This is a genomic window from Nostoc punctiforme PCC 73102 (genome assembly GCF_000020025.1).
GTDB classification, from domain to species: domain Bacteria; phylum Cyanobacteriota; class Cyanobacteriia; order Cyanobacteriales; family Nostocaceae; genus Nostoc; species Nostoc punctiforme.
Genome location: NC_010628.1, coordinates 4,647,036 through 4,671,479 on the forward strand (window position 1 = coordinate 4,647,036; position 24,444 = coordinate 4,671,479).

General features: G+C 41.6%; 17 protein-coding genes and 1 riboswitch. Of the genes, 6 read left to right on the forward strand and 11 right to left on the reverse strand.

Going from position 1 to position 24,444, the window contains the following annotated elements:
• Nucleotides 1-157: 157 nt before the first annotated feature.
• The 3 genes from NPUN_RS18650 to NPUN_RS18660 all read right to left on the reverse strand — a co-directional run bounded on the left by NPUN_RS18650 (nt 158) and on the right by NPUN_RS18660 (nt 8,517).
• Nucleotides 158-5,824, reverse strand: coding sequence for a PAS domain S-box protein (locus tag NPUN_RS18650; protein WP_012410052.1), 5,667 nt, complete (start codon nt 5,822-5,824; stop codon nt 158-160).
• A gap of 1,052 nt (nt 5,825-6,876) precedes the next feature.
• Nucleotides 6,877-7,740, reverse strand: a complete 864-nt coding sequence (locus NPUN_RS18655; RefSeq protein ID WP_012410053.1) for a glycosyltransferase family 2 protein — start codon at nt 7,738-7,740, stop codon at nt 6,877-6,879.
• Between the two features lie 417 nt (nt 7,741-8,157).
• A complete protein-coding gene (locus tag NPUN_RS18660) occupies nt 8,158-8,517 on the reverse strand; it encodes a Rieske (2Fe-2S) protein (protein WP_012410054.1) in 360 nt (119 codons plus the stop codon).
• Between the two features lie 288 nt (nt 8,518-8,805).
• Between NPUN_RS18660 and NPUN_RS18665 the strand changes: the two genes are divergently transcribed.
• A complete protein-coding gene (locus NPUN_RS18665) occupies nt 8,806-10,653 on the forward strand; it encodes a vWA domain-containing protein (protein ID WP_012410055.1) in 1,848 nt (615 codons plus the stop codon).
• Nucleotides 10,654-10,753: 100 nt separating this feature from the next.
• Here the strand turns inward: NPUN_RS18665 and NPUN_RS18670 are convergent, their stop codons facing one another.
• From NPUN_RS18670 to NPUN_RS18685, 4 genes are all read right to left on the reverse strand, one after another.
• Nucleotides 10,754-11,452 carry a DUF6745 domain-containing protein gene (locus tag NPUN_RS18670; protein WP_012410056.1) on the reverse strand — a complete coding sequence of 233 codons (699 nt, stop codon included), beginning with the start codon at nt 11,450-11,452 and terminating at the stop codon, nt 10,754-10,756.
• Nucleotides 11,452-11,784 (reverse strand): hypothetical protein, encoded by a 333-nt coding sequence (locus NPUN_RS18675; RefSeq protein WP_012410057.1) that lies wholly within the window; start codon nt 11,782-11,784, stop codon nt 11,452-11,454. Before NPUN_RS18675 ends, NPUN_RS18670 begins: the two co-directional genes overlap by 1 nt.
• A gap of 23 nt (nt 11,785-11,807) precedes the next feature.
• Complete coding sequence (locus NPUN_RS37805; protein WP_012410058.1) at nt 11,808-13,253, reverse strand: eCIS core domain-containing protein; 1,446 nt, start codon at nt 13,251-13,253, stop codon at nt 11,808-11,810.
• A 249-nt stretch (nt 13,254-13,502) separates the two neighbouring features.
• On the reverse strand, nt 13,503-14,114 hold the full coding sequence (locus NPUN_RS18685; RefSeq protein ID WP_012410059.1) for a hypothetical protein: 612 nt from the start codon (nt 14,112-14,114) through the stop codon (nt 13,503-13,505).
• Nucleotides 14,115-14,463: 349 nt separating this feature from the next.
• Between NPUN_RS18685 and NPUN_RS18690 the strand changes: the two genes are divergently transcribed.
• Nucleotides 14,464-16,452, forward strand: coding sequence for a S8 family serine peptidase (locus tag NPUN_RS18690; protein WP_012410060.1), 1,989 nt, complete (start codon nt 14,464-14,466; stop codon nt 16,450-16,452).
• A 99-nt stretch (nt 16,453-16,551) separates the two neighbouring features.
• Here the strand turns inward: NPUN_RS18690 and thiC are convergent, their stop codons facing one another.
• The 3 genes from thiC to NPUN_RS18705 form a co-directional block, all read right to left on the reverse strand.
• A complete protein-coding gene (thiC, locus tag NPUN_RS18695; protein WP_012410061.1) occupies nt 16,552-17,925 on the reverse strand; it encodes a phosphomethylpyrimidine synthase in 1,374 nt (457 codons plus the stop codon).
• A 7-nt stretch (nt 17,926-17,932) separates the two neighbouring features.
• Nucleotides 17,933-18,029: riboswitch (TPP riboswitch) on the reverse strand.
• A gap of 323 nt (nt 18,030-18,352) precedes the next feature.
• Complete coding sequence (locus NPUN_RS44165; RefSeq protein WP_012410062.1) at nt 18,353-19,558, reverse strand: calcium-binding protein; 1,206 nt, start codon at nt 19,556-19,558, stop codon at nt 18,353-18,355.
• A 743-nt stretch (nt 19,559-20,301) separates the two neighbouring features.
• Complete coding sequence (locus tag NPUN_RS18705) at nt 20,302-20,781, reverse strand: protein tyrosine phosphatase family protein (protein WP_012410063.1); 480 nt, start codon at nt 20,779-20,781, stop codon at nt 20,302-20,304.
• Between the two features lie 288 nt (nt 20,782-21,069).
• On the opposite strand from NPUN_RS18705, the gene NPUN_RS42030 reads away from it, so the two are divergent.
• The 3 genes from NPUN_RS42030 to NPUN_RS18715 all read left to right on the forward strand — a co-directional run bounded on the left by NPUN_RS42030 (nt 21,070) and on the right by NPUN_RS18715 (nt 22,590).
• The gene (locus NPUN_RS42030) at nt 21,070-21,234 is read left to right on the forward strand and encodes a hypothetical protein (RefSeq protein ID WP_167315649.1); all 165 of its coding nucleotides are present in this window, start codon (nt 21,070-21,072) and stop codon (nt 21,232-21,234) included.
• A 107-nt stretch (nt 21,235-21,341) separates the two neighbouring features.
• Nucleotides 21,342-21,839 carry a GNAT family N-acetyltransferase gene (locus NPUN_RS18710; protein ID WP_012410064.1) on the forward strand — a complete coding sequence of 166 codons (498 nt, stop codon included), beginning with the start codon at nt 21,342-21,344 and terminating at the stop codon, nt 21,837-21,839.
• Nucleotides 21,840-21,960: 121 nt separating this feature from the next.
• Nucleotides 21,961-22,590 (forward strand): TetR/AcrR family transcriptional regulator, encoded by a 630-nt coding sequence (locus NPUN_RS18715; RefSeq protein ID WP_012410065.1) that lies wholly within the window; start codon nt 21,961-21,963, stop codon nt 22,588-22,590.
• A 132-nt stretch (nt 22,591-22,722) separates the two neighbouring features.
• On the opposite strand, the gene NPUN_RS18720 is transcribed toward NPUN_RS18715, so the two are convergent.
• Nucleotides 22,723-23,436, reverse strand: coding sequence for a gamma-glutamylcyclotransferase (locus tag NPUN_RS18720; protein ID WP_012410066.1), 714 nt, complete (start codon nt 23,434-23,436; stop codon nt 22,723-22,725).
• Nucleotides 23,437-23,599: 163 nt separating this feature from the next.
• Here NPUN_RS18720 and NPUN_RS18725 point away from each other — a divergent pair, with 163 nt between their 5' ends.
• Nucleotides 23,600-24,382, forward strand: a complete 783-nt coding sequence (locus NPUN_RS18725) for a hypothetical protein (RefSeq protein ID WP_012410067.1) — start codon at nt 23,600-23,602, stop codon at nt 24,380-24,382.
• The last annotated feature ends 62 nt before the right edge of the window (nt 24,383-24,444 follow it).

A 24,444-nucleotide genomic window follows, 5' to 3' on the forward strand; every position in this document is an offset into this window, starting at 1 on the left:
AGTTTAATTTCTTCAGTGGCAATACTATAAATAAAATTAGACACTCAAATTCCCCTCTTTTTAAGGCTACGGTGTATACACCGTAGCCTTTTTAGGGGGGATCTCAACGCTGTGGGAAAACTCTAAAAAACTTATGTATACACCGTAGCCATAATTCTTATAAACCAGATAATACTCCTGCAATACTCGTCAATTCCATAATTTTCTCAAACTGGAAATTATGAGCCAAATTCTGAATAAAATTGCTCAACGTAGCATTTTCTGAAGGAATTTGTTCAATCAATTCTAAAATTAAGTCATCACTACATTGGGCTGCGGCAGTATACACCTGTTTCACCCATTCAGGCGACATTTCAGACAATAGAGGAACTAAATCTGTAAGCTTCAAGATTGATTCTGTTATTTGTTGGTTTGCATTTTTTATCTGATAGTTATCTTCTTGATAAATATATTTAACTTCTAAATATTCGCTCAATTTTTTTAATAATTCTTCTTCACGGAAAGGCTTGTTAATATAATCATCACAACCAGCTTTGATTGTTGCCTCTCGCTGTTCTTCAAAGGCGTTAGCGGTTAAGGCGATAATAATCGTCTTGCGATTTGGGATTGAAGTTTCTTCTCTAGCTTTAATAATTTTGGTGGCTTCGTAGCCGTCCATAATTGGCATCCGCATATCCATAAAAATTAGGTGTGGTTGCCATTGTTGCCAAAGTGCGATCGCTTCCGTGCCATTTGCCGCTTCCTGGACTGCAAAACCAATAGATGTCAAGATTTTTACTAACACTAAACGGCTGTCTATAGAGTCATCAACCACCAAGATGCGGTATTCGTTTTGAGCAGGTGCTAAACTCAGAACTTGCCGTCTAATTTGTTGGATCTGGATTTCGCTGGCTGCGGCTAGATCAATTTGAATATCAAAGGCAAATGTACTTCCCTCACCAATAATGCTAGTCACGCTAATATCTCCGCCCATTAGTTCCACATATTTGCGGCTAATTGCTAAACCTAGTCCTGTTCCTTGTTGCGATTTTCTACCGGTTTCAGTTTGTCCAAACGCTTCAAACAGTAAGTTAATTTCCTGTGGCGCAATACCGCGACCAGTGTCTGTAACCTCGAAGAAGAGATGAGGAGGATGAGGTAAAATTTTCTCCCCCATATTCTCCATTGCCACCCGTAACATAACTCTTCCAGTATCGGTAAATTTGATTGCATTTCCCAAGAGGTTAAGCAATACTTGACGCAGTTTACTTTCATCAGCTTGGATATACTGCGGAAGGTAAGATGTATATTCAAAATTTAATTCTAAGCCTTTGGAAGTGGCGCGGAAACGCAACATCTCTTCGAGGTTTTCTAAGAGGCGAATTAAGTCAAAACTGTTGAGATTTAATGTTATTCTGCCGGCTTCAATTTTAGACATTTCCAGAATGTCGTTGATTAAGTTGAGGAGATGTTCGCCAGCACGATTGATGATTGCTAGATTTTGCTGATGTTCAGTAGATAAAGCCCGATCGTGGCTCATGATTTGGGTAAAACCGAGGATGGCGTTGAGTGGGGTACGCAGTTCGTGGCTCATGTTGGCGAGGAATTCGCTTTTGGCGCGGTTGGCAGCATCAGCTGTAATCACAGCTTCTTGCAATGCTTGTGACTGCCTTTGAGTCTGCGCCAGTAATTGTGCTTGCTGTAAAGCCACACCCAACTGATTGCCAATTTGAACTACAATGTTGATTTCTCCTGGTTTCCATTGGCGGGAATCAGAATTTTGATAACTCGCTAGTAATCCCCAAATCTGACTACCATATAAAATGGGGACAATGATATAAGCTTTTGCCTGAAAGCGTTCTAAAAGGCTGATGTAAGAGGGATGAAACTCAGCATTGTAAATGTCTGGGACGCAGCGAAAAGTTGCGCCTTGTGCGTAAATGCCATCTTGAATTGCTTGCATATCAGCATCTTCCGCTTGATTATCCCCACTATCCAAAATTTTTGCTAGGCAACGTCCTTGTTGTAAGACACCTTCTGTGAGATTAGGATCGTTGTTATGTTCTTCTATCAGAGAAATCCAACCATTACCCACAGACTCAGAGACGAATTCGCCATTCCATTGAGGATTGAAACGATAAACAACAACCCGATCGCAATTGAGTACTTGCCGTAATTCTTGGGTTGTAGCTGCAAATATAGTCTCTAAATCCAATGTTTGGCGCATCCTTTGAATCACTTGGGCGATCGCTCTTTCCCGTTCTGCACTCTCACGCAGCGCTTCTTCTGCCAATTTTCTCTCGGTAATATCTGTAATCGTACCGATATAACCTTTTATTTCTCCATCATCTCGAAATTCTGGCAAAGCCTGACAAATTACCCAGACAACTGTACTATCATCACACAAAAAGCGATGTTCGTACTTATACATAACTTTAGCAACTCTTGCTTGATTCCATGTCAACAATAGCTGCTCGCGATCGTCTGGATGTACGGCTTTTGTCCAACCGGTTCCCAGAGACTCTTCTAAATTGCATCCACTAATCTCACTCCAGCGTTGATTAAAATATAAGACATTACCATCCACATCAGTGTGAAATATACAAGCTGGGGAGGTTTCTGCTAGCAGTTGATATCGCTGCCGACCTGTTTGTAAAGCTAATTCTGCCAGTTTAGCATCGTTGATGTCTGTCCAATAACCGACACATTCTATAGGATTTCCAGTTTCGTCACGAATTAACCTCATCTTTTCGTAAAACCAGTGATAAGTTCCGTCAGCGTGTAACCACCGATATTCGTAGGAAGTGTACTCTTGCTCAACCAGCTGGGAAAATTTTTCTGAAATCAGTTCAATATCTTCTGGGTGGACGTGATGCAGCCAGAAATTAGGATTTTCGACAAATTCCTGCGCTTCGTAACCAACCATTGCCTTAACGTTCTTACTAATAAAGGTAGTGCTAAAATTGCCTAATGTTTTTTTGCTGCTATAAATCACCACAGGGCTAGAAGTAAGCAGATATTGAAGGCGCTCGTTAGCTAAACGTAGTTCTTGTTCGACATGTTTGCGTTCGCGTAGCGCGGCTTGCCGTTCGCGTAGTGCTGCTTGCAGTTCGCTAATTTCTACTAAAACAGTGCCCACACCAGAGAGGCGATCGTCTTCACCAGGAATCGGAAAATAAGAAACTAAAAAGTGGCGGATAATATCTGGTTGTTTAATTGATGCGGCGCTTAATTCTTGATTGAGGATGGGTTCACCTGTCAATAGAACCTGTTGATAAAATGGTTCTACGACACTGGCTATTTTGGGTAAGGCTTCATGAATGGTCTTGCCAATATGAGCTTCCTGGGATATTCCATTAATTTCCGCTAGTACTTGGTTGATTTGCACAAACCGCAGTTGGTTATCTACAATATTCATACCGACGGGAGCCCCTGTAAAAAAGGCATTGAGGCGAGCTTCCCTGAGTGCTAATTCTTGTTCTAGGGTTTTGCGCTCAATCAACCCACCTAACTGAGCAGCAACAGCATTTACTAGCAAGAGCAAACGTCTATCTACCAATACTGAACTACGTTTAAAAAACACTAAAACAGCTAATACTTTGTTTCCAGCCAGTATGGGAACACCAAAACCAGCTTTTAATCCTACCTTTGCTGCTTGTTGCGATCGCAAAAAAATTGGCTCTGTAACTTCTGAAACATCTTCTATCCATTCTGGTTCCTGATTCTGCCAAACTCTTCCTGGTAGTCCCACTCCCAGAGGAAATTTCACAATTTGACTGTGGCGGCAAAATTCTTCTAAATTGCTTTGTTCACCATACCAGCCCAGGCTGTGTTCTAAAACACTACTATCTTCATTAGGTATCCATGCTTCACCAAAATCCCAGCCAATGGTATGACAAATTAAGCGTAAGACCAGTGCTAAAGAGCTATTGACATCATTAGCGCGAGTGATGGCTTGGGTTGTCAACAGTAACAAACGGCTTTCATTTTCTGCCTGCTTGCGTTCAGTAATATCTTTCGCTGTGCCTAGTACGTAACATTTTCCATCAATCTCGATCATTTCCGCACTCAGCAAGGTTGTCCTGATTTCTCCTGAACAAGTGCAGACATCAATCTCATAGTTACGAATAGCTTTAGTTTTTTGCAGCATCTGGGTAAGAAAATTATATTCTTCTGGATTCACCCAAATATTCAATTCTTGATCGGTGCGATCGATAACCTGAGAACGAGAATAACCAAAAAACCGACAAAAACTGTCGTTAACTTCGACGAAGCGTTTGTTAGGAACAGTAATTAAGGCAATGGGATCGGGAGATGACCGAAAAGCTGATGCTAACTTTTCTTCAGAAGCCCTCCGCGCGGCTTCAGCGCGTTGACGTTCTTTTGCTTCCAGCACCAAAGATACTAAATTGCCCAGAGAGCGAGCAAAATTTTGATCTTCTAGCGTCCAATGATGAGCAACTCCCACTGCCTCCAAACATAAAACCCCTACGGTTTTTCCCTCCTGCCTAATGGGTGTATAGAGTATAGAGGTAATATTTAATCTTGAGTAAGATGGGGAAAATTCTCTAATTCTGGGATCGGTATGGGCATCATCTGCGGCGATTGGTTGATCTTGTTGCAAAGCTGCAAAATAAGCTGGATAGTCGGCCTCTGATAAAACAAGTCCTTCACTATGTTGATTGCGACTGCCCTCAAATAGGTCAAAACACTCGATTTTCAAGCCTGTTTCGTCATACAACCAAACACTGGCCCGTTCCATTCCAATATTTTTGACAGCTGTTTCTGTAATTTTACCCAAAGCTGCTTTCAAGTCACCCTGATAAAGGATCTGATTTTGCGCCAGTTGGGTTAGCACTAAGTTATGATTGCGGAGCTTAATCGCGCTCTCTTGGAGTAATTTTTCTATACCTCGACGCTGTGTAATATTACTAGCAGTGCCTGTCATACCTATGACTAAACCCTCTTCGTTGCGTAATGCGATCGCATTAAACATTAAATAAAGTAAAGTACCATCTTTCGCTACACAGGTAGTTTCATGCTGAAATATCGGCTTCCCGTGTAAGACACGCTCAAAGACTACTTTATCTTTAGTAACTTGCTGAGGTGAGATAAAATCAATCAAGGTACGCCCGATCATCTCCTGGGGTTCATAACCATAAATCTGCTTGACTGCCGGGTTAACAAAGGTAATTAGTCCATCAATATCTACCGACCAGATCATATCCTGGGATGTCTCCACCAGGTGGCGATATTGACTTTCGCTCTTCTTGAGGGCAGCTTCGACTAAAAGGCGTTCGTTTTGGTAAACTTCCCTACAAAAAGCTTTGCTAAGGCTGGGAGGAATTTCCGTGAAAATTTCTTCTATTTGTTGGTTCCGAAGATTTAACTCAACAGCAACCCGTTGACGTTCTTTAATCTCCTCTTGCAATTGGGAATTTTGTTCTTTTAACTGTTTTTTCAGCCTTTGGAGAGTTAGTTGATTTTGTATGCGTAATAAAACTTCTTTAGCTTGGAATGGTTGAGTAATATAGTCAACATCGCCTAAATCACAAACATTTACTTCTTCCGATAATTCATCTAAAACACCAAAAAAAATTATTGGAATATCTTGAGTTTTATGATGAGATTTTAAATTTTGATAAACTTCATAACCATTTATTTTTGCAATGAGAAAGTTTAGTACAATCAAATCAGGAGGAAAAGCCAACGCCGTATTGATTGCTAATTCTCCCGAAAGGGCACTTTGTACCTGATAAACTTGGTTGTGAAGGATGTCTGATAAAAAATGTAAATTTTCTAGCTTATCATCAACTAATAAAATTTTGATTTTTTTAGCATCCATATCAGTTACTAAGCTAATTTTCAATCAGGAATAAATTGTTGAATCAAACTGAACATGAAATCAGAAAGCAAAACCTTATTAAAAGATTATAAATAAAATGATCGTTGCTTACCACCATACTTCACCTGAGAGTACAGGTGTGTCAAGCTAAGGCAAAACCCTCTGTAACTGGGGATAAGACTCTGTAAAAACAATAATTACACTGTAATACAGAAGTAAATTTTATACAAAAACTATTTGGAAGCGATTATACTATGGCTTCACCTCAATTCTGCATCAAGATTCTAAAATACATGAATGAGCGCATTGTAGGTGATACCAAACAAAACCGCACGACTAAACCCTCCTCTTTTTAAGTGGAGGGTGCGTTACAACGTGGGTAGGGTATTTTTTTACTCACAAACTTTAAATCTGCTGTAAGCAAAAAGTCATTCCATCAGGTTCGACTATATTTATGGTACTCCCGTAAAACTACATAGGATAGAGACAAATATCCTACGAGTGATGCTCGAACCTATCTATGAGACAATACGCGTAGCTAGCTTCCCCACAGGGTTAAACTAACGCCAGTTGCTTTATGTTGGGGAACCCTTCCACCGGAATGGATGCTCACTGCTTTGCGTCTACATGAATTGCCCTAAGAGGATGTTTGAAAAGTCCTCTTGTCGGTATCAAAAGTTCTAAATCCTCCTAAATTCCCCTTATAAAGGGGGACTTTGATTCCGGTTCCCCCTTTTTTAAAGCTACGGTGATACACAAGTCCCATTACCCCCCTCAATCCCCCCTTATAAAAGCTACCGTGTACACACAAGTATAGCCCGCAAAGGTTTCAACCCTTTTAGCCCCGTAAATACCCAAATTTTGGGCAACTATAAACTCCATTTATCCCGCTAATTTTAAGGTTAAGGCAACGAAACCAAGTTTTAGGTGGGATTTCAAGACTTGTGTGTACACCGTAGCTTTTTTAAGGGGAGTTAGGGGGATCTAAAAGTGCCTAAAGTTATAGCAAAACACCTTTCAAACAACCTCTAAGAATAAAATCAAGCTTTGAGCTATTTTTTACGTAAGTCCTGTTTAGCTAATCGCTGCTTAATAGATTCAGGCAATCGTTCTGGATGCTTGGAAAAATAAAAGATTTTTAAGAAAGTAAAATTTATATTCCGAGCTAACCAAATCTGCCATTGTTCCATCAAAGATAGTGTTTTAATATAATTATTAAATAATTGTTCAATTCGCGCTAAACTGCTTCCTGTTGCAGAATCATCAAATGTTTTAGTTCCTGGATAATATCTAAAGTTACCCCAAGTTTCATTGAAATACTTAACATGAGATGAACAAACAGCTTTCAAAAGGAAATCTATATCCATTGAATAATGATCTTCTACTTTATAGAGTCCGATTTTCTGATGCAATGATTTATGATAGAAGTAAGCAGATGGATTTACTGGAAAAGAAGCATCGATAATTCCATCATCATTAACTCGTCTTTCTAAGAGTAAATCTATTGTTCGTAATTGGCTAGGTTTATTAAGAGACATTAGCTGACCTTTCTGATTAATGATATTACAGTTACCAACAATCAAGCTAGGTTCTGGTAAAGTTTGGAAAATTTCGAAGATGCGGTTAAGAAGATTTATCTCATAAAAATCATCAACATTTAAAACACCAATAATCTCTCCTCGTGCCATAGCAATTCCTTTATTAATAGCGTCAGATTGCCCTTTGTCCTTTTCACTAATCCAACGTATGTGGGGATATTGATTGGCTTTATCCTTAATAATGTCTACTGTCTTGTCGCTTGAACCTCCATCAACAACGATATGCTCCACTTCTAAACAGTTTTGGTCAATGACAACTTGAAGGCAAGATTCTATAAATTTCTCACCGTTATAAACTGGTGTAATTATACTAATCATTAACAAGAACCTTTTGTGCGTATTGCAAACAAAAAATAATTCAAATAATTGAATTGATCTCCAATCGTATAGTTCCCAATTGGCACAAGTTTATAACGCGATTTAGGACAGTGTAAATACGTAAATTGAGCTTGCGTATGTAAGTGATAGATTTAAATTCGTCTAAGGGTATTTCTGACCAATGGCAAGATACAACTATTTGATGAAGGTGTAGCGATCGATAGAATTCTTGAGATTCAATTGAGGCATTGAAAAGGCTATAGAAACGGAGGTTGTTTTTGCCAATCCTCCGTTTCTGATATTTCTATTGTCACTCAAAAATGAATAGGCAAAGTGCTGCAAAAAGTTTAGGTAACATTTTGTAGCCTACTGGCAACTTCTGATGTTTGCCCAATGGTAGTAAATCGAGAGAGGGTGCTATTCCTCTTGTACATCAACCCAGATACTACCTTCTTCCACACGAATAGGAAACACTGGTAACGTCTTTGGTTGCGAAACCAACGAGAGTACTTTACCTACACCAGGTGGCCAGGAACACCAGCCTTGTACCTCACCAGTCCGCAAGTCAAAAGCACTGCGATGGAAGGTACAAACAATTGCTCCACTTTCAGTGATTTTCCCACTTTTCAACGGTAATTTTAAGTGGGGACAGTTGTTATCTACAGCATAAAGCTGATTCTCGTGATTCAAAACCAGAATTTTCCGGTTGCCAACTTTCACCACTTCTCGCGTACCTGGGGAAAGTGCTTCAACTGCAAGAACTTTAGTCCAGCTCATTAGGTTCTCCTCTCCTAATATATCTGCTTTCAGTTTCTCGCAATTGTGACCAGTGCGATCGCCTTTCAGTACTAGAGAAAAGTCAGTAGATTGCAAACTTCTCCCGAAAAAGCCATGTCTACGATGAGCTTTGCTCACCTTGGCGAGATATAACCGCTATAAATTTTTACATTAAATTCCATTTACACACTGAATGAACTGGTTTCTGGGTAAACTAAAAAAAGCACTTTCTATCCTTGCATCATCAAGCTTGTAGCTCATCACAGACAATATTGAGGGATATAAAAAATGATTAAGACAAGTTACGAATTTGACCAGTCTATTCTTCCCGCCGGATCTTCATTAAAGACTAATATTTTGCTACGTTTTCGTCCTGACATAGCTGAATCTCCCCGACGGAACCTTAACCTTTCTCTTGTAATTGACCGTTCAGGCTCTATGGCAGGTGCTGCCTTACATCATGCACTCAAAGCTGCTGAGTCTGTGGTAGATCAACTTGAGCCAGATGACATTCTCTCAGTAGTTGTTTACGACGATGAAGTAGACAGCGTTGTACCACCCCAAGCTGTAACTAACAAAGCCACACTGAAAGATTCTATCCGCAAAGTGAGAGCAGGCGGTATTACCAACTTATCGGGGGGATGGCTCAAAGGCTGTGAACACGTCAAAACACGGCTCGATCCACAAAAAATCAACCGTGTTCTCTTGCTTACTGATGGTCACGCCAATATGGGCATTCAAGACCCCAAGGTACTAACGGCGACATCAGGGCAAAAAGCTGAGGAAGGTATCACCACAACTACATTAGGTTTTGCTCAGGGTTTTAATGAAGACCTGCTGATTGGTATGGCAAGGGCTGCCAGGGGAAACTTTTATTTCATTCAAAGCATTGATGAAGCAACTGAAGTGTTTAGTATTGAGCTAGACAGTCTCAGAGCAGTAGTAGGACAAAACCTCACAGTGAAACTTGAGTTGGCTGAAGGTGTCAGTCTTGTTGATACCTTAAGTCTTGCAAAAGTTAGCCAGAATGACGCTGGTCAGGCTGTTATCAGCTTGGGAGAGCTTTACGAGGGTGAAGACAAACTTCTCGGTTTAAGTTTGGTGATATCAAGCGCTCAAGTTGGTGAGTTACCTGTGATGAAACTGCATTACAGCGCTGACGTTATCCAAAATGACCTCATTCAAAACGTTTCAGGCACAGCAGATATCATTGCCAAAGTTGGCACTGTTGAGGAAGCCGCTTTTGCCTCTACAAGCCATATCATTCTTGAACTGAGCCGCCTCACCATCGCTAAGGCTAAAGAGACTGCCCTCGATTTAGCTGAACATGGCAGACACCAGGAAGCGGAAGAAACCCTGCGTACTCTGGTGAAAGATTTGCGGGATAAAGGGTTAAACGAGAATTTTGAAATTGCTGAAGAGATCGATCAGCTTGAGTATTTCGCAAGTCGAATCGCCCAAAAAGCTCTAGGTAATGCCGGACGTAAAGAATTGCGAGATCAGTCTTACCAGACAATGAACCGCAATCGTAACGATCTGGTGGGGCGCGGTGTTACTGCTGGTGATGAAGTGTACGCAATGCCGGTTGTCAATGAAGTTGGCTCAGGTGTTGAATTGTATTGCGTTCGTGAAGGAGGTAAACTACGGGTCAAAGTCATATCTGAAGGCTATGATTCAGCCAAGAATGTCCAGTTTCCGCGGAGTATTCGGGCTGAGGGAGCAAGGTACGTTGTTGAAGGGCTGGAACTTTCAAATGAAGGCACTTTCTACCGTGTACGTGGCAATATCACTCGTTTTGCTCAACCCGGTGAAACAGATATCTTCGTTGCCCCTAGACAATCGAATATAGCTTATACAGGCAAAGCCTCTAAAGGGTCTGCGAGCGCTGCCGATCTTCCCACAACTGATGTTGTAAAAGATGGCATTCTTGTTCAGTGTGTCAAAGATGGCAGCAAGCTACGCGCTAGAGTGGTTTCCGACGGTTATGAACCAGATTGGAATATGCGTTTTCCGCGATCGGTTCGTGAGGAAGGGATGCTTTATGTTGTTGATGAAGTCAAAACAGCACCTGATGGAAAGTCCTATATTGCGTGTGGTGAAATTAAGCGATTTGTCCAACCCACTACTACCAATTAACTCATAAAATCTCTGCGTTCTCTGTGCCTCTGCGGTTCAATAAATCGTTTTTAAACCGCAGAGGCGCAGAGTACACAGAGAAAAGAGGAATTAGAGCTAACTACGCCTCGATCGCAGGGTGATAATCATCTGGGTTATCAAAGCCCGCAATCCAAGCGGCTGCTTGATGGCAACTCCGCATATAAGGGGGAACGCGCAAGATATGAATATGTCCTGTGGATGGACAGGTGACTTTCAAGACCATAAGTGGCTCGTCATCCTCAAAAGGGATGTAGACTAGTTGACGTTCTCCACCAGCATCACGATCGCGATCGCGGATCAATCCTCCCACTTGCTGCAAAAATGTCTCATATCCCAGACGCTCAATCAGCACGCGGCGCAACTCAACGTTCTCTATATTGAGGATATCTTGCCCCGTTAGAGACTGGGATTCAAAGGCAATTTTATCTGTCACTTCCACGCCTCGCCAGTGCCAGATAAAACCATGTCCCGCAGATACATTGGTAATCCCACTTCCGGCCAACTCGATCCAATAAGTAACGTGGAGTCCTATGGGAAGGGTTGTAAGGTTTACACAGTCGCTGATATCAAGACTTTCACAAGTGAGATTTTCAGGTAGATTGTAAAGAGCCAACGCACCACTTACATCCAGATGGCCTAAAACGCGCATCCCATCGCAGGCGCGATGCTCAAGGATAAGTTTTCGAGCATATTCAGCCGATACAGGCTCGTGGCTTTGGTTTGGGCGCTGCAAAACTGGTTTATTCGGCACACGTCCATTGGACATAATCTTGAGCATTAGTCTACTACCTCCATATAGGCATCAGGGCGATATTCACGTTGTTTCCAAACGCGGTAAAGCCCTTGGGGTAATTCAATCGCCCGATGTTCTTCATGAACTAAAGTGGCACTTGGTTCTTTAACCTCTAGAAAAAGATCGCTACCATGTACCCACAACTGAACAGCATCAGCTTGCTGAATGCGATGGCTATGTCCTGTAATTTCACCATGAGCGAGAGTAGCACCTAGACGCTTCTGAGCGCCGACAGGTAAGCTAGCAATATGTCTAATTAGAACGTCGCCATGTCTGTAGAGAATACTAGCTTGGGAGTTATTGCTGTTGTTAAACATCTTTTTATTACTAAATCCTATAGTCAGATTAGATCCTGTTGTAGCGTTTTCGGCTCTATCTGTTTAGTTTGAACTCCTATCTGTGCATTTGATTCATCTCCATTTTGAGAAACTTTTTCTGTGCCGCATTGTACCGGGGTTACTCCTGTACCTTGAGTCAGCCCGTGCTTAGTTGTGGTGTCGTAGGTATTGTTATCAGTATTAGCTTTAGTATAAGTATCGTTAAAAATTGTGTCAGATGCTGAGGTTGTTTTGCCAAGCAGCTTTTTGTGTAAATCTTTAAAAGCCTTCTCGTCAATACTAATGTGCCCATTTTCGTGCTGATCCAGAGCGCTATAAAATCTTGCCCATTCTGTTTTAACGGGTTCGCATTGTTTGTCAAGTTCAGTCCAGACGGGCATTGCCTTAGTTTCTGTGACTAAAACGTCTGCTTCATAGATAATTTCAGCAGACCGATCGTCAGCTTGGTAAGTTTTGACACTTTTCTCTGGGGCACAAGTAACACTGCCCGCTTCGCCCTTTCCTTGTGATGTTAAGTTTGTAATTGCTTCAGTGATGTTTTTCCCAGAAGCGGTAATTGTAGTATTCTTGTGGTCAATTTTGGTTGTACCTGTTTTGGGCGGCATACCATTAGATGCCTGGTCAAGAGGGACTGGTGCTGTGGATGTATCGCTTTGTTTTTGCACCTTGCCTGTTTGCTGTACCACATGGGTTAACTCATGGGCTGTCAACTCGTTATTACCAGGTGATTTCCCTGCACCGAAGTAAACATCACTACCATGAGTAAATGCCTGCGCTCCCAACGACTGACTCATCTGCATAGCATTAGAGTCAGTATGTACTCGCACATTGTTAAAGTTACTACCAAAGCGTGGTTCCATAAACTCTTGCACTTCGGCAGATAACGGGCTTCCCCCACCCTTACTACTATTTAACTGACTCTCAATGTTATTCTCACTCTGGACGCTGCCATCAGTCGCCCGTTGTAGTGACAGCTTAGTTTGTAGTTCCTCTTCTTCTTCACAAGCTGCACATTTTCGTTGCATGATATCTTGTGAACCCATCTCACCCAAATTTATCTTTGGCTCAGGTCTAGTCATCCGCATAATTTGGTTAGCAACCCAGTCAGCTGACTGCTCATAATGGTCTCCTGGCTGGCTAACTGCAAGTTGTGGCTGTGGACGACGCAAAGATATGCGACTAATGTCGTGAACAACAGGCTTTTCTTTGATAGCTTCTGGTTCTAATGATTGCTCGTTAGCAGGCTGGGCTTCTTGAAGGTCGCTTGCTACCTCAGTGACTGTTCCGAGTGGAGTATGATTTGTTGGTAAACCAAAACCGCGTGTCGGATTCGCCAATGTGGGAATAGTTGATGAGACAAGCGATAAATTTGTAAAATTTGACGTACCTGCGTTGTGTTGCCGAAAAGTGCGTAGACGCGAAGCGTCTTGTCTTATGACATCGCTCATCTCTCACTTCCTACATCAATTTAGCAAACCCTTTGTCTCTGGTATTTAGCTATTTTTTATCGAATTTTATAATTATATCCACATAATATTGATATAGACTAAAGTCTAATTTTGAAATCCAACATTTAGCCACCCAAGTTCCTTTATACAATACTTCGGACAAAATTAAGTGGCGATAACGCCGTAAAATCGTAGGTTTTGATAGTTAGGATGGGATTTAATTACAGTAGTGTAACCCATTACGAATTATTAACGTCCTAGTCTCAAACCTCTTTCCATAAGCATCTGAGGTTCGATATTCTCAACTTTAGGTATCGCTTCTAGCTGAGGAATCTTTGCGATCGCATCTGCAATATTACCTGATTGGGCACGCAACCAAGCAGCGTGAGGCGCATAGTCAAGGCTTTCTACTACTTCGTAACCCGCTTGATTAATTGCCTCGTGCTGGGACTTTACATCAACGCCTTCAGCAAAGCGGATAAAAACTAGTCCAGTTGGTACTGCTAAAGAACCATTGGGTTCTATTGTGTAAACTGGACTCAGTTTACCCTGCTCTGATTGATTGGGTTCGCCTGGAAAAACTGCGTAGGTGTAGCCCGCACTTCGACAAGGCTCAGTGACCATCGTAGACATCGCACCATCGTTAAGTTGTAAAATTGCTTCTGGTGCTACCGTCTTGGGTTGATTATTATAATGTATTGCATAGTACCCAGGCTTACGAGTGTAAGATAAAGCAGTGCTATCGCTACCAACCCGAATTTGTTCAGGATAATCAGAAAAATAGTCGTTTTGAAATTTCACTTCAGCAATCAGGGGTAAAGAGTACACCTGTAGAAAAGACTCAGCCGGAAAATAAAACATCTTTCTCAAGTTCTAATGATGTTATAGCGTTTTCAGTGGTACAGAATACAAATCTTTTATCGGGATGCAAGCTATATATCCCTAGTGATAGTGAAGATTCGTAAAACAGCCTGACTTTGAATTCCTCTTTTCTGGAAAGGCGAATTGAAGGCTTGTATGAACTTTAGAGAGATTAAATTCTGTTGCAGCTGGATCTTTTTAATGTCGTAATACACATATAACACATGAAATAAAAACCATCCATAAACTAAACATAAACGCACGCTGCGTATAGCAAGCTTTAAAAGTGGTGCATAATACGATTTCCCGATGCCCAATTTTCAAGACAAATATCCCAGGAGATTAAATTATGGTTCAGGTTCGCTATGGTGGACAGAACGGTCAACAGTATGAACTTGCTATCAGTGACGAACACGTTGTAGTGCGTACCGAAAGCCGCAGTACTCTAATTGGTGCAAGACCGTTTGAAGTCGCACCTGTGTCACCCACAGCTCGTAGCATCCTCAATCAATTCGAGTTAACAACGCGGTTTCGGCAAGCGGGTGTAGAAATTTTGCGTGCGAAAGTTCCGACTCAGGGTGTCGCTTTGCGCGATCGCGCCCGTGAAATTCTCAACCAAGAGTCTGAAGTCCAATTTGCCGGACGTGTCTTGATCGATCCAGCCTCCAGCCAACCGATAATTTACACCGAAAACCTCTTTGTTAAATTCGATAATGAAGAAGAATCAAGGGTCTGCCAAGAGATATTGGGACGTTACAGCTTAACAATTAAACGCCGACTTGAATATGCGCGAAATGCTTATTTTGTCAATGCACCTACAAATACTGGTATAGCGATCTTTGACATCGCCGAGAGACTTCTGAATGAGGAATCAGTCGAACTGTGCCATCCTGAACTAGTGCGTGAATCACGCCAACGTCAGGTTTTTCCCCAGCAGTGGCACTTAAAGCAAACAACAATTAACGGTAAGGTAATTAACGCCCATGCCAACGTTGAAGCAGCTTGGAAGTTGAGCGATGGCACAGGAGCAATTATTGCAATAATCGATGACGGTGTGGATCTCGATCATGAAGAATTTCGTTCCTCTGGAAAAATTGTTGCCCCGCGCGATGTCACACGTAAAAATGACAATCCCAGACCGGGAAACGACAATAACCACGGGACAGCTTGTGCAGGAGTAGCTTGTGGCAACGGGAAATTTGGTGCATCTGGTGTAGCACCAGGCGCAAAACTGATGCCGATTCGTTTAGCTTCGTCGTTGGGATCACAGGATGAAGCAGATGCTTTTATTTGGGCGGCTCAAAATGGTGCTGATGTGATTTCTTGTAGTTGGGGTCCAGCAGATGGGACTTGGTTTGAGCCAAACGATCCTCTACACAAGCAAAAAGTACCTTTGCCTGACTCCACAAGATTGGCTATGGACTTTGCAATCAATAAAGGACGCAACGGCAAGGGATGCGTAATTTTATTCGCGGCTGGCAATGGTAACGAAAGTGTAGATAACGATGGCTACGCCAGCTACCAAAAGGTAATTGCGATCGCAGCTTGTAACGACTTTGGCACAAGAAGCGCTTACAGTGACTTTGGTCAGGCGGTGTGGTGCGCCTTTCCCAGTAACAATGGTGATAGTTCTCAAACCCCTGGAATTTGGACAACCGATCGAGTTGGTGTACTTGGCTATAATTCCGGTAATGTAAATCTGGGTGATGCTGGAGGTAACTACACGAACGAATTCGGCGGGACTTCTAGTGCTTGTCCTGGTGCGGCTGGTGTCACAGCATTGATTATTGCCAGAAACCCAAATCTGCGTTGGGACGAAGTACGAGACATTATTAAACGCTCTTGCGATCGCATCGATCAAGCTGGAGGTAAATATGATGCCAATGGTCGCAGCCCTTTCTACGGTTATGGTCGAATCAATGCTCTCAAAGCTGTAGAATTGGCCAAGCCGGCGCAAACATCGCCCATTAGCATATTCAAGGCAGTACAAGATATCCCAATTAACGACTTGCAAACATCAACATTGTCGTTGGCGATCGCTAATACCAGCCTCCTGAAATCCATCAAAGTGAATGTAGACATCGAGCATACTTATATTGGCGATCTTGTAGTTACTCTCCTTCCCCCAGTGCAAATAGGCATACTTCCCATCATTCTGCACGATCGCCAAGGTGGAGCTACAGATAATATCAAAACAACCTATGACGAGGTAAACACCCCAAAACTTGCTGCCTTTAAAGGTAAAAGTCCCCAAGGAACCTGGACTCTGGAAGTTGCAGATAAAGCTAGCACAGATACAGGAAAGATTCGCAGCTTTACCATTGAAATCGGATTTTAAGCCAACACGTTTGAGTTAGGGAGTGTGGGGATGAGGGAGCAGGGGAAGAAGAATTATTGATTAATGACCAATTCCCCATTCCTCATTCCCCCATGTCAATTAGCTTTGAGTCACAGGCTCTTTCGCCAAGAACTTCTCTAATTCTGTCAGCGCATCAGCATCAACCTTAGTTTGCATTGGGCAGAACTTAGGCCCACACATCGAACAAAACTCAGCAGTTTTATAGATATCTGCTGGTAAAGTTTCATCGTGATATTCCTTCGCTCTTTCTGGATCGAGTGATAATTCAAACTGACGGTTCCAATCAAAGTTGTAACGCGCCTTAGAAAGTTCATCGTCTCTATCCCTTGCACCGGGGCGATGTCTAGCAATATCAGCCGCGTGAGCCGCTATTTTATAGGCAATCAACCCATTCCGCACATCTTCGGCATTTGGTAGACCTAAATGTTCTTTGGGTGTTACATAGCACAGCATTGCAGTACCGTACCATCCAGCCATTGCTGCTCCAATGGCTGAAGTAATATGGTCATAACCGGGGGCAATGTCTGTCACCAATGGTCCCAAAACATAGAAAGGTGCTTCAGAACACTCTTCCATCTGCTTACGGACGTTAAACTCAATTTGATCCATTGGCACATGTCCTGGCCCTTCCACCATCACCTGGACATCATCTTCCCAGGCTTTGCGAGTTAGCTGTCCCAGAGTTTTTAATTCAGCTAATTGTGCTTCATCTGAGGCATCATGGGTACAGCCGGGACGTAGAGAATCTCCTAAACTGAAGGAGACATCGTACCTTTTGAAAATCTCAATAATGTCTTGGAAGTGGGTATAAAGTGGATTTTGTTTGTGGTGATGCAGCATCCACCGCGCCAAAATACCGCCACCGCGAGAGACAATACCAGTGATGCGGTTTCTCACCAAGGGCAAATGCTCAATCAAAATCCCAGCGTGGATAGTTTGATAATCTACTCCTTGCTGGGCGTGCTTTTCAATGATATGGAGAAAATCATCAGCAGTCAGATTCTCGATTGTGCCGTGGACGCTTTCTAAAGCTTGGTAAACCGGCACCGTACCAATAGGAACAGGTGAAGCCTTGATGATGGCGGTACGAATTTCATCCAAATTACCGCCACCTGTGGACAAATCCATCACGGTATCAGCACCGTACTTCACCGCCAGATTCAGCTTATCAACTTCTTCTTGAAGATTAGAAGAGTTGGGGGAAGCGCCGATATTAGCATTTACCTTACATTTAGAGGCGATACCAATAGCCATCGGCTCTAGATTAGTGTGATTTATATTAGCGGGGATAATCATTCGCCCCCGCGCCACTTCATCACGAATGAGATCGGTAGGGAGATTTTCTCGTTGGGCGACGTAGTGCATTTCTTCGGTAATGACACCTTGGCGGGCGTAATGCATTTGCGATACATTAACCTGCCCACGCCGTTTAGCAACCCATTCTGTCCGCATATTATGATTCCTCAATAAACAGCTTCCCTCCGCTGGTATTACCCAGACTCAGGTGTTAAGGGTGTGATCTCAGCCTGGTTATGTAGGCACCCCTAGCATGGATGTAGTGTATCACTTTCGTTATATCTAGGAGCAGGGGTATTAACAATTTATGAGGAGAGGGTGGTGTTAAGCTGTTTTTTCTGAGTCTAATACTGCTTCATGGATTTCTTCTGGAGTCATTGAGGCGCGATAAGTCCTAGATGGAAGTTTTATCGTCAAACGATCTGCGTGGCAGGTTTGAAAGATTTACCATCTAAGGGATTATCGAGAAACTTTTATAAAAAATGTTCATTAATTCAAAAAAGGCGATCGCATCCTTTACACTCTTCAACTAAAAACTTTTAACCACAAGGTACTATGGAGCGATCGCTTTGACTTTGTACAATTAAACAACAACAAAATTAGTTGCACTTAGTGACAATCCATTGCTGAGTTGCGCGAATTGTACCTGAGTAAATGTGCCACCGCTACCATCTTGGTCAAAGAACAGCGCACCTGTACCGTTGTCGTAGATAAATCGTTGAGCGTCCGTTGTGGCGGCTGAACCGATGGTAAACTCACTAGTCGAGAGTGCGCCTTTTGCTAAAGATCCGCCGAAACCATCAGAGGATACCTGAATAACTTCAGCAATCGGGTCGAAGTCATAAAGACTATCAACACCTTCATTGTAATTATTGAAGGCAAATGTATCAGTGCCCTCTCCTCCACACAGACAATCATTGCCTTTCCCTCCAGCCAGGAAATCGTTGCCATCATTCCCGAAAAGAAAATCGTTACCATTACTGCCTAGAATAGTGTCAGTGTTAGCTGTACCAAAAATATCTAATTGTTGAATATTCTTATAGCTAACTTGATACGTCCCAGCCGTAATTGAACCTTGGTTAGTGGTTGTATCGAAAGTTGAGGTGATTCCCTCAGTAGTAAAACTGCCATAATCGATAGACAAATAGTCGTCGCCCGTACCTCCATCTACCGTTTGAGTTACTAAAACAGAGGGAGTAATAGAGGGGGCGCTCAAATGGAAGGAGTCGTTGTCACTCCCTCCTTTAAGGGTGTTATTGCCACTAGCACTATAAGCATAAAATTGATCGTTCCCCAAGCCACCGTCTAAAAGGTTATTTCCAGAAGAAGAAGAAATATCAAACACATCATCCCCAGTTCCTCCCTTAAGAGTGTTGTCGCCACTGGTGTTAGAAGCATAAAGTCGATCGTTCTCAGAACCACCGTTTAAAAGGTTATTTCCAGAAGAATGATAAATGTATAGATAATCATTTCCTTCTCCTCCATTAAGGGTGTTGTTGCCAGTGGTATTGGAACCAGAAAATGAATCATTCTCAGAGCCACCGTCTAAAAGATTTCTTCCAGAAGAATTGTTAATATTAAAATAATCACTTCCAGATCCCCCCTTAAGGCTGTTGTTGCCAGTGGTGTTAGAAGCATAAAGTTGATCGTTCCCCAAGCCACCGTCTAGGCTATTATCTCCTTCGCCACTATATAAGATGTAATTACCATCTCCTCCAGAGAGGCTATTGTTAGTAGTTTTACTTATCATAATGACATCATTAGCATCAGTACCCTTGATATTTGCCATAACTTCTATTGACCTAAATTGATTTTTCAGAGACTTGCTGTTTTAATGCACATAAACTATACCAAGAGTTGACACTTTCGGTATAGTTTATGTCGCGATTGAGAAACACAAATTTTCCACTTGAAGCAACCCTTTGACAGGCTGGAAAGTACTATTTGGCTAACTTGCTGACACAATACAGTTGATTAATTTAATCACTATAGTGTTTGTTTTGTTGAGTGTCACTACTTGGAATGGCATTTTTTTACTGTCTATATCTAGTATAAAAATTTTATAAAAATTACGTATTTCTATCTTGAAAATCGAAATAAATTACTGATGAGAAAGGATAAGAAAAGAGATTTCTATCGTGCGTTGTCTACCCAGATGAATCATAAATCTTGGCACAACCTACATTTTATTCTGACACAAGGTTGATGGGTGTCTCTTAAATAAGTCAAAATTATGCCCTCAGACTGGAAGGTTGAGGGCTACTTACAAAAGTGAAATATTTTAGTGTAAATTACTTAGATGAGCGATATATGCGTTGATTAGACCGAATTCGGATTTGATATTACAGATTAGACAACAACAAAATTAGTTGCGCTTAGTAATAATCCACTGCTGAGTTGCACGAATTGTATCTGAGTAAAAGTACCACCGCTACCATTTTGGTCAAAGGACAGTCTACTAGTGATATTGTCGTAAAGCCCTACCTGAACTGATGGTAAATTATCAATATCCTATTATTTACTACATCTGTTTCAGCAAGTAGGCACAGCTAATTTGGCGTGTTTGTTAACGTAGTCCACAAATAATTGCCTCAATCGGGGACTAACGCCAGCGTGTTCAAAGAATCCAAAACCCAGATTCTTTGCTCTTGCTAAGGTTTCTTCTGGTGTTAATCCTTCTTGGATAGCAATACTTAAGAGTGCAATTCCAGTCGATCGCATCCCGGCTGCACAATGCACAACTGCTGGTTTAGGAATTTCTTCGAGTGTCGTGAGGATTTTGGTAATGGCCTCTTCATTCAAGTTTTTTAAATCTACCTTGAGTGGAACATTCTTATAATGCAGCCCCAATGCTTCAGCTACTTTTTGCTCATCTTTGGAAAATCCTAGCTCATCAGGCGATCGCAAATTTAGAACGGACTTAAAACCTTCTTGGATAGCTTGCTCTAGCTGTTTTGGTATAACTTGTCCTGTTGTCGTTAAGTTTTCGTTAATCTGTATGGCGTTGATCACATTCACTCCTTTTGACTTTCTAATGGCTTCCAGCTTGGTAAATAGTCGAATCAGCAAGCTTTGAGAATTTATTCAAATAAGCACCGCAAAGTTAGCTAAATATCAAAAGATATTGCTTGATTACTTCAAAATATGTCTTTTGAAGTTGGTTATTTTATTGCTTTATCCATAATATACGGTTTGTCGATAGATTTAGTGTTAATTAGAGCTTATTATGATTTTTGCTGATACTATTACCAGAGCTTATGTATTAGCCATCTGCGCTGGTTCTCTATTACTGACAGAGGTGTGACAGCAGGTATTGGTTTTGGGCTGGCGATTCGGGGAAGCGATGTCTACGACAGACTACAGATGCGAGTCACACAGAAAATTAGACGACAAGTTGTCCAGCGAGTTGTGACTCAATTGGAAACTGCTAATATCAGTAAAGCAGTTGAAAATTTGGCTAGTTGATGGGTTGCGATGTCTACGACGGGCTACGCCTACGCAACTAAAATTTCTTTCTTATAACATGCCAAAAAGTCAAACAGACATATAATCTGAATGTCAGTTATGAACCTATGAGTGCTAACGAAATATCTCTTCGACCTGCCCAAGAAACAGATGCGTGGGTGCTGAGTGCAATTCATATTGCTGCTATCAAAGCTTTGCCTGCAACTTTCTACACTCAAAAAGAACTTTTAGCTTGGCGTAATTACCGCGACAAACCGGATGGTTCAAATATCTTGAAGAGTATGAAAGTGGAAACTTGCAAAGTTGCCATTAAGGGAGATGCTGTTATAGGTTTTGCTAGTTTTATTGTTGATGAACTCATCGGGCTGTATGTCCATCCTAAATATCAAGGTAAAGGGATTGGGCGTGCTTTAGTTCAAAATTTTTGTGATGAAGCAACCGATCGAGGTATAGATAAGGTAATTACAACTGCTAGTCTTTATGCGGAAGGATTTTATTTACGACTGGGATTTACTACCATTCAAAAAGCACCTCATTATTTAAGCAAGGGGATAGTTGTTCCAGTTACGAAAATGAGTAAAATATTAGCTACGACACCGAGATAAATTTGAGCCTATACCAGATTTCCAATAACTTTAAAAGTACTGATATCAAGAGTATTTTTATTTAATTTACAACAACTTTGGAGACATAAAATATTATGAAAGTAAGTACTTGCCAGTATAAATGAATAAAAGCATCCGTTCATCAACTCTCACTCGTATACGTTTGATAGAAGCCGCCTCGCAAGTATTTGCCAGTTTAGGTGTTCAAGGAGCGACTACCCGTGAAATAGCTCGTGTTGCTGGTGTGAATGAGGTGACTTTATTTCGTCACTTTGCTAGCAAAGAACAACTTCTGGGAGCAGTCATCAAAAATGCCTTGGCACTCCAGACCGAAGCCCTTGCATACCCCGAAGCGTGGACACAGGATCTAAAAATTGATTTAAGACAATATGCCCATCTTTATAATACTATGCTAGAAGCACAGGAAGACTTAATTCGTACATTTATTGGAGAAGCTAAACGTCATCCTGAAGCAGCTAAACAAGTGATTCAAGAAGCCGCCAAGCCTTTAAGAGAAAAACTGGTTGCTTATCTTGAATCGAGCCAGAAACTAGGCACCGTGAGAGTAGACCTCGCTCCATTTCCAGCAGTAGATATGTTTACGGGAATGCTGTTAGCTGGAATGCTATGTCGCAGTGCAAAATTTAATCAAGGCAGCTATAGCTGTGAGGACTATATCGAAACCTGTGTAGATATTTTTGTGCGCGGTATTAGTACCTCTAACAGTTCTCAATGCGGCTGTAAGTTCTGAGCTAAAGTAGATAATTTATGCCAATAGTATTGATTAAAAATGGTTTAAATTAGCGTTTGGTGATAATTATTTTTTACAATTTAAAATATGTACTTAACTCAATTATTTTATTTAATTTTAGGTTCACAACAGTTATTCATAATTAGTCGTTAGAGTAGAGCCGCCATTAACTAAAAGCGCTTGTTGTTTTGCCAGCACTTGTTTGCGTAACAAGAGCAATTTTCTATCTTTTATACCTTCTGCGATTAATCCATCGACAGTTTTCATAAGATAATCAGCGCAGGAACCCAATTTTCCAGATGCGGTGGCAATGCTATTAACAGTAGTTGTTAATGGTAGTTTATGAGCGTATCTGGGATGCTGGCGATTAGCAACAAAGGCGATCGCTTTAAATTCTTGCGTACCATCAAACACCTTTACCCAACGGGCAACGTAGACACCAGCTAACATTTCCCGTCGCCAAATCAGCAATAATTCGGATGCTACATCAGCAGCAGCAATTCGATAAACAATACCACGACAACTACCGCCGCGATCGAGTCCTAAGAGTAATCCGGGATTCTCTGGAGTACCGCGACCGAGGATCATCCATGTACAGAAGCGCCGATGCCAACCATAAATGATCCCAGCACGGCGCTCGATGTATGTAATTAGGGGATTCCAAATTAGGGAACCGTAGGCAAATATCCAGATATCAGAATTTGGTAGTTGCTGTTGTAGTATTTCATGGAGCGATCGCTGTAACTCATCTTCGCTCAGAGTAGTTAACTTGATTCCAGAGTGTGATGCTTCTAACAGTCTAGTCTGTGCGTTTTCAGCTTCGAGGTCGCTACGACTGAGTGACATAATGTAGATTATTTCCTTTTCTGTAACTATTCAGTAATTTCACTATAACTTTAAGATAAATTAATCATAGTATCGCTTCCTTTTCCGTAGGATTATAGAGTAAGCCTAACTACAGGCAGCAGTATCTTGATGATGCTAATCCACGAAATAAGGAGCAAGCTTTGTGGCATCTGCGACAAATCAATTATTAAAGTTATCAATCCAATATTTACCAACAATTGCCACTAAATTAGCAATTACAACTCTAATAGCAATTCTACCGTTACCAGTTAAAGCAGTTACATTAGTCACTAGTCGTGCTAATTTTGGAAGTAATGACGGAATTGATTGGTCAAGTTTGGGTAAAGTGTTCAATCCCTTTGCTCCCGATCCTTCGGCTTTTTTGCCTAACTCCTTTTCAGCAGTATCCGAAGGCGGTTTAGCTTTAGGTGTAACTGTACCTCAAGTTAATGATTCTGGTATTACCCCACCTTTTGTTTTTCAAACCTCTTTTATACCTAAAGGTATTCCGACTAACTTCACTGATGGCGATTTTCTTCTCTTCACAGGCTTTAACCCACAAAGTGGTTTTCCTGCCATTGGCAACTCAAGCCCTTTGACCATTAACTTTGATCGTCCTGTTTTCGGTGCTGGTACTCAAATAGCTGTAGATGATATTCTAAAATTCAACGTGTTTGTCTCAGCTTTTGATAGTGCCAATAACTTATTGGGTACTTTCTCTATACCGGGAACTTCTTCAGTAACATTGGATAATTCAGCATTGTTCGTTGGGATTAGCAGTGAAACTGCTAACATCTCGCGACTGGTTTTCAGTACTTCTGAGTTAAATAGGGCTTTTGCTATCAACAGGGTGAGTATTATTGCATTTCCTGAACCAAATTATACCTTGGCTATCTTAGCTTTCGGTGTTTCATCTGCCATTTTGAAAGTACGCCAACGCAGGTAACAATTATTGTCTAAACACTTGTAGAGACGGCGATTTATCGCGTCTCAAAACCCACGATTTTG

Bases quoted from the DNA above. Each gene is read 5' to 3' on its own strand.
- NPUN_RS18685 (WP_012410059.1), bottom strand. From the start codon at position 14,114: ATGTTTTATTTTCCGGCTGAGTCTTTTCTACAGGTGTACTCTTTACCC.
- thiC (WP_012410061.1), bottom strand. From the start codon at position 17,925: ATGCGGACAGAATGGGTTGCTAAACGGCGTGGGCAGGTTAATGTATCG.
- NPUN_RS18720 (WP_012410066.1), bottom strand. From the start codon at position 23,436: ATGTCACTCAGTCGTAGCGACCTCGAAGCTGAAAACGCACAGACTAGA.
- NPUN_RS18660 (WP_012410054.1), bottom strand. From the start codon at position 8,517: ATGAGCTGGACTAAAGTTCTTGCAGTTGAAGCACTTTCCCCAGGTACG.
- NPUN_RS18650 (WP_012410052.1), bottom strand. From the start codon at position 5,824: ATGGATGCTAAAAAAATCAAAATTTTATTAGTTGATGATAAGCTAGAA.
- NPUN_RS18665 (WP_012410055.1), top strand. From the start codon at position 8,806: ATGATTAAGACAAGTTACGAATTTGACCAGTCTATTCTTCCCGCCGGA.
- NPUN_RS18715 (WP_012410065.1), top strand. From the start codon at position 21,961: ATGAATAAAAGCATCCGTTCATCAACTCTCACTCGTATACGTTTGATA.
- NPUN_RS18655 (WP_012410053.1), bottom strand. From the start codon at position 7,740: ATGATTAGTATAATTACACCAGTTTATAACGGTGAGAAATTTATAGAA.
- NPUN_RS18675 (WP_012410057.1), bottom strand. From the start codon at position 11,784: ATGTTTAACAACAGCAATAACTCCCAAGCTAGTATTCTCTACAGACAT.
- NPUN_RS18670 (WP_012410056.1), bottom strand. From the start codon at position 11,452: ATGCTCAAGATTATGTCCAATGGACGTGTGCCGAATAAACCAGTTTTG.
- NPUN_RS18710 (WP_012410064.1), top strand. From the start codon at position 21,342: ATGAGTGCTAACGAAATATCTCTTCGACCTGCCCAAGAAACAGATGCG.
- NPUN_RS37805 (WP_012410058.1), bottom strand. From the start codon at position 13,253: ATGAGCGATGTCATAAGACAAGACGCTTCGCGTCTACGCACTTTTCGG.
- NPUN_RS18690 (WP_012410060.1), top strand. From the start codon at position 14,464: ATGGTTCAGGTTCGCTATGGTGGACAGAACGGTCAACAGTATGAACTT.
- NPUN_RS44165 (WP_012410062.1), bottom strand. From the start codon at position 19,558: ATGGCAAATATCAAGGGTACTGATGCTAATGATGTCATTATGATAAGT.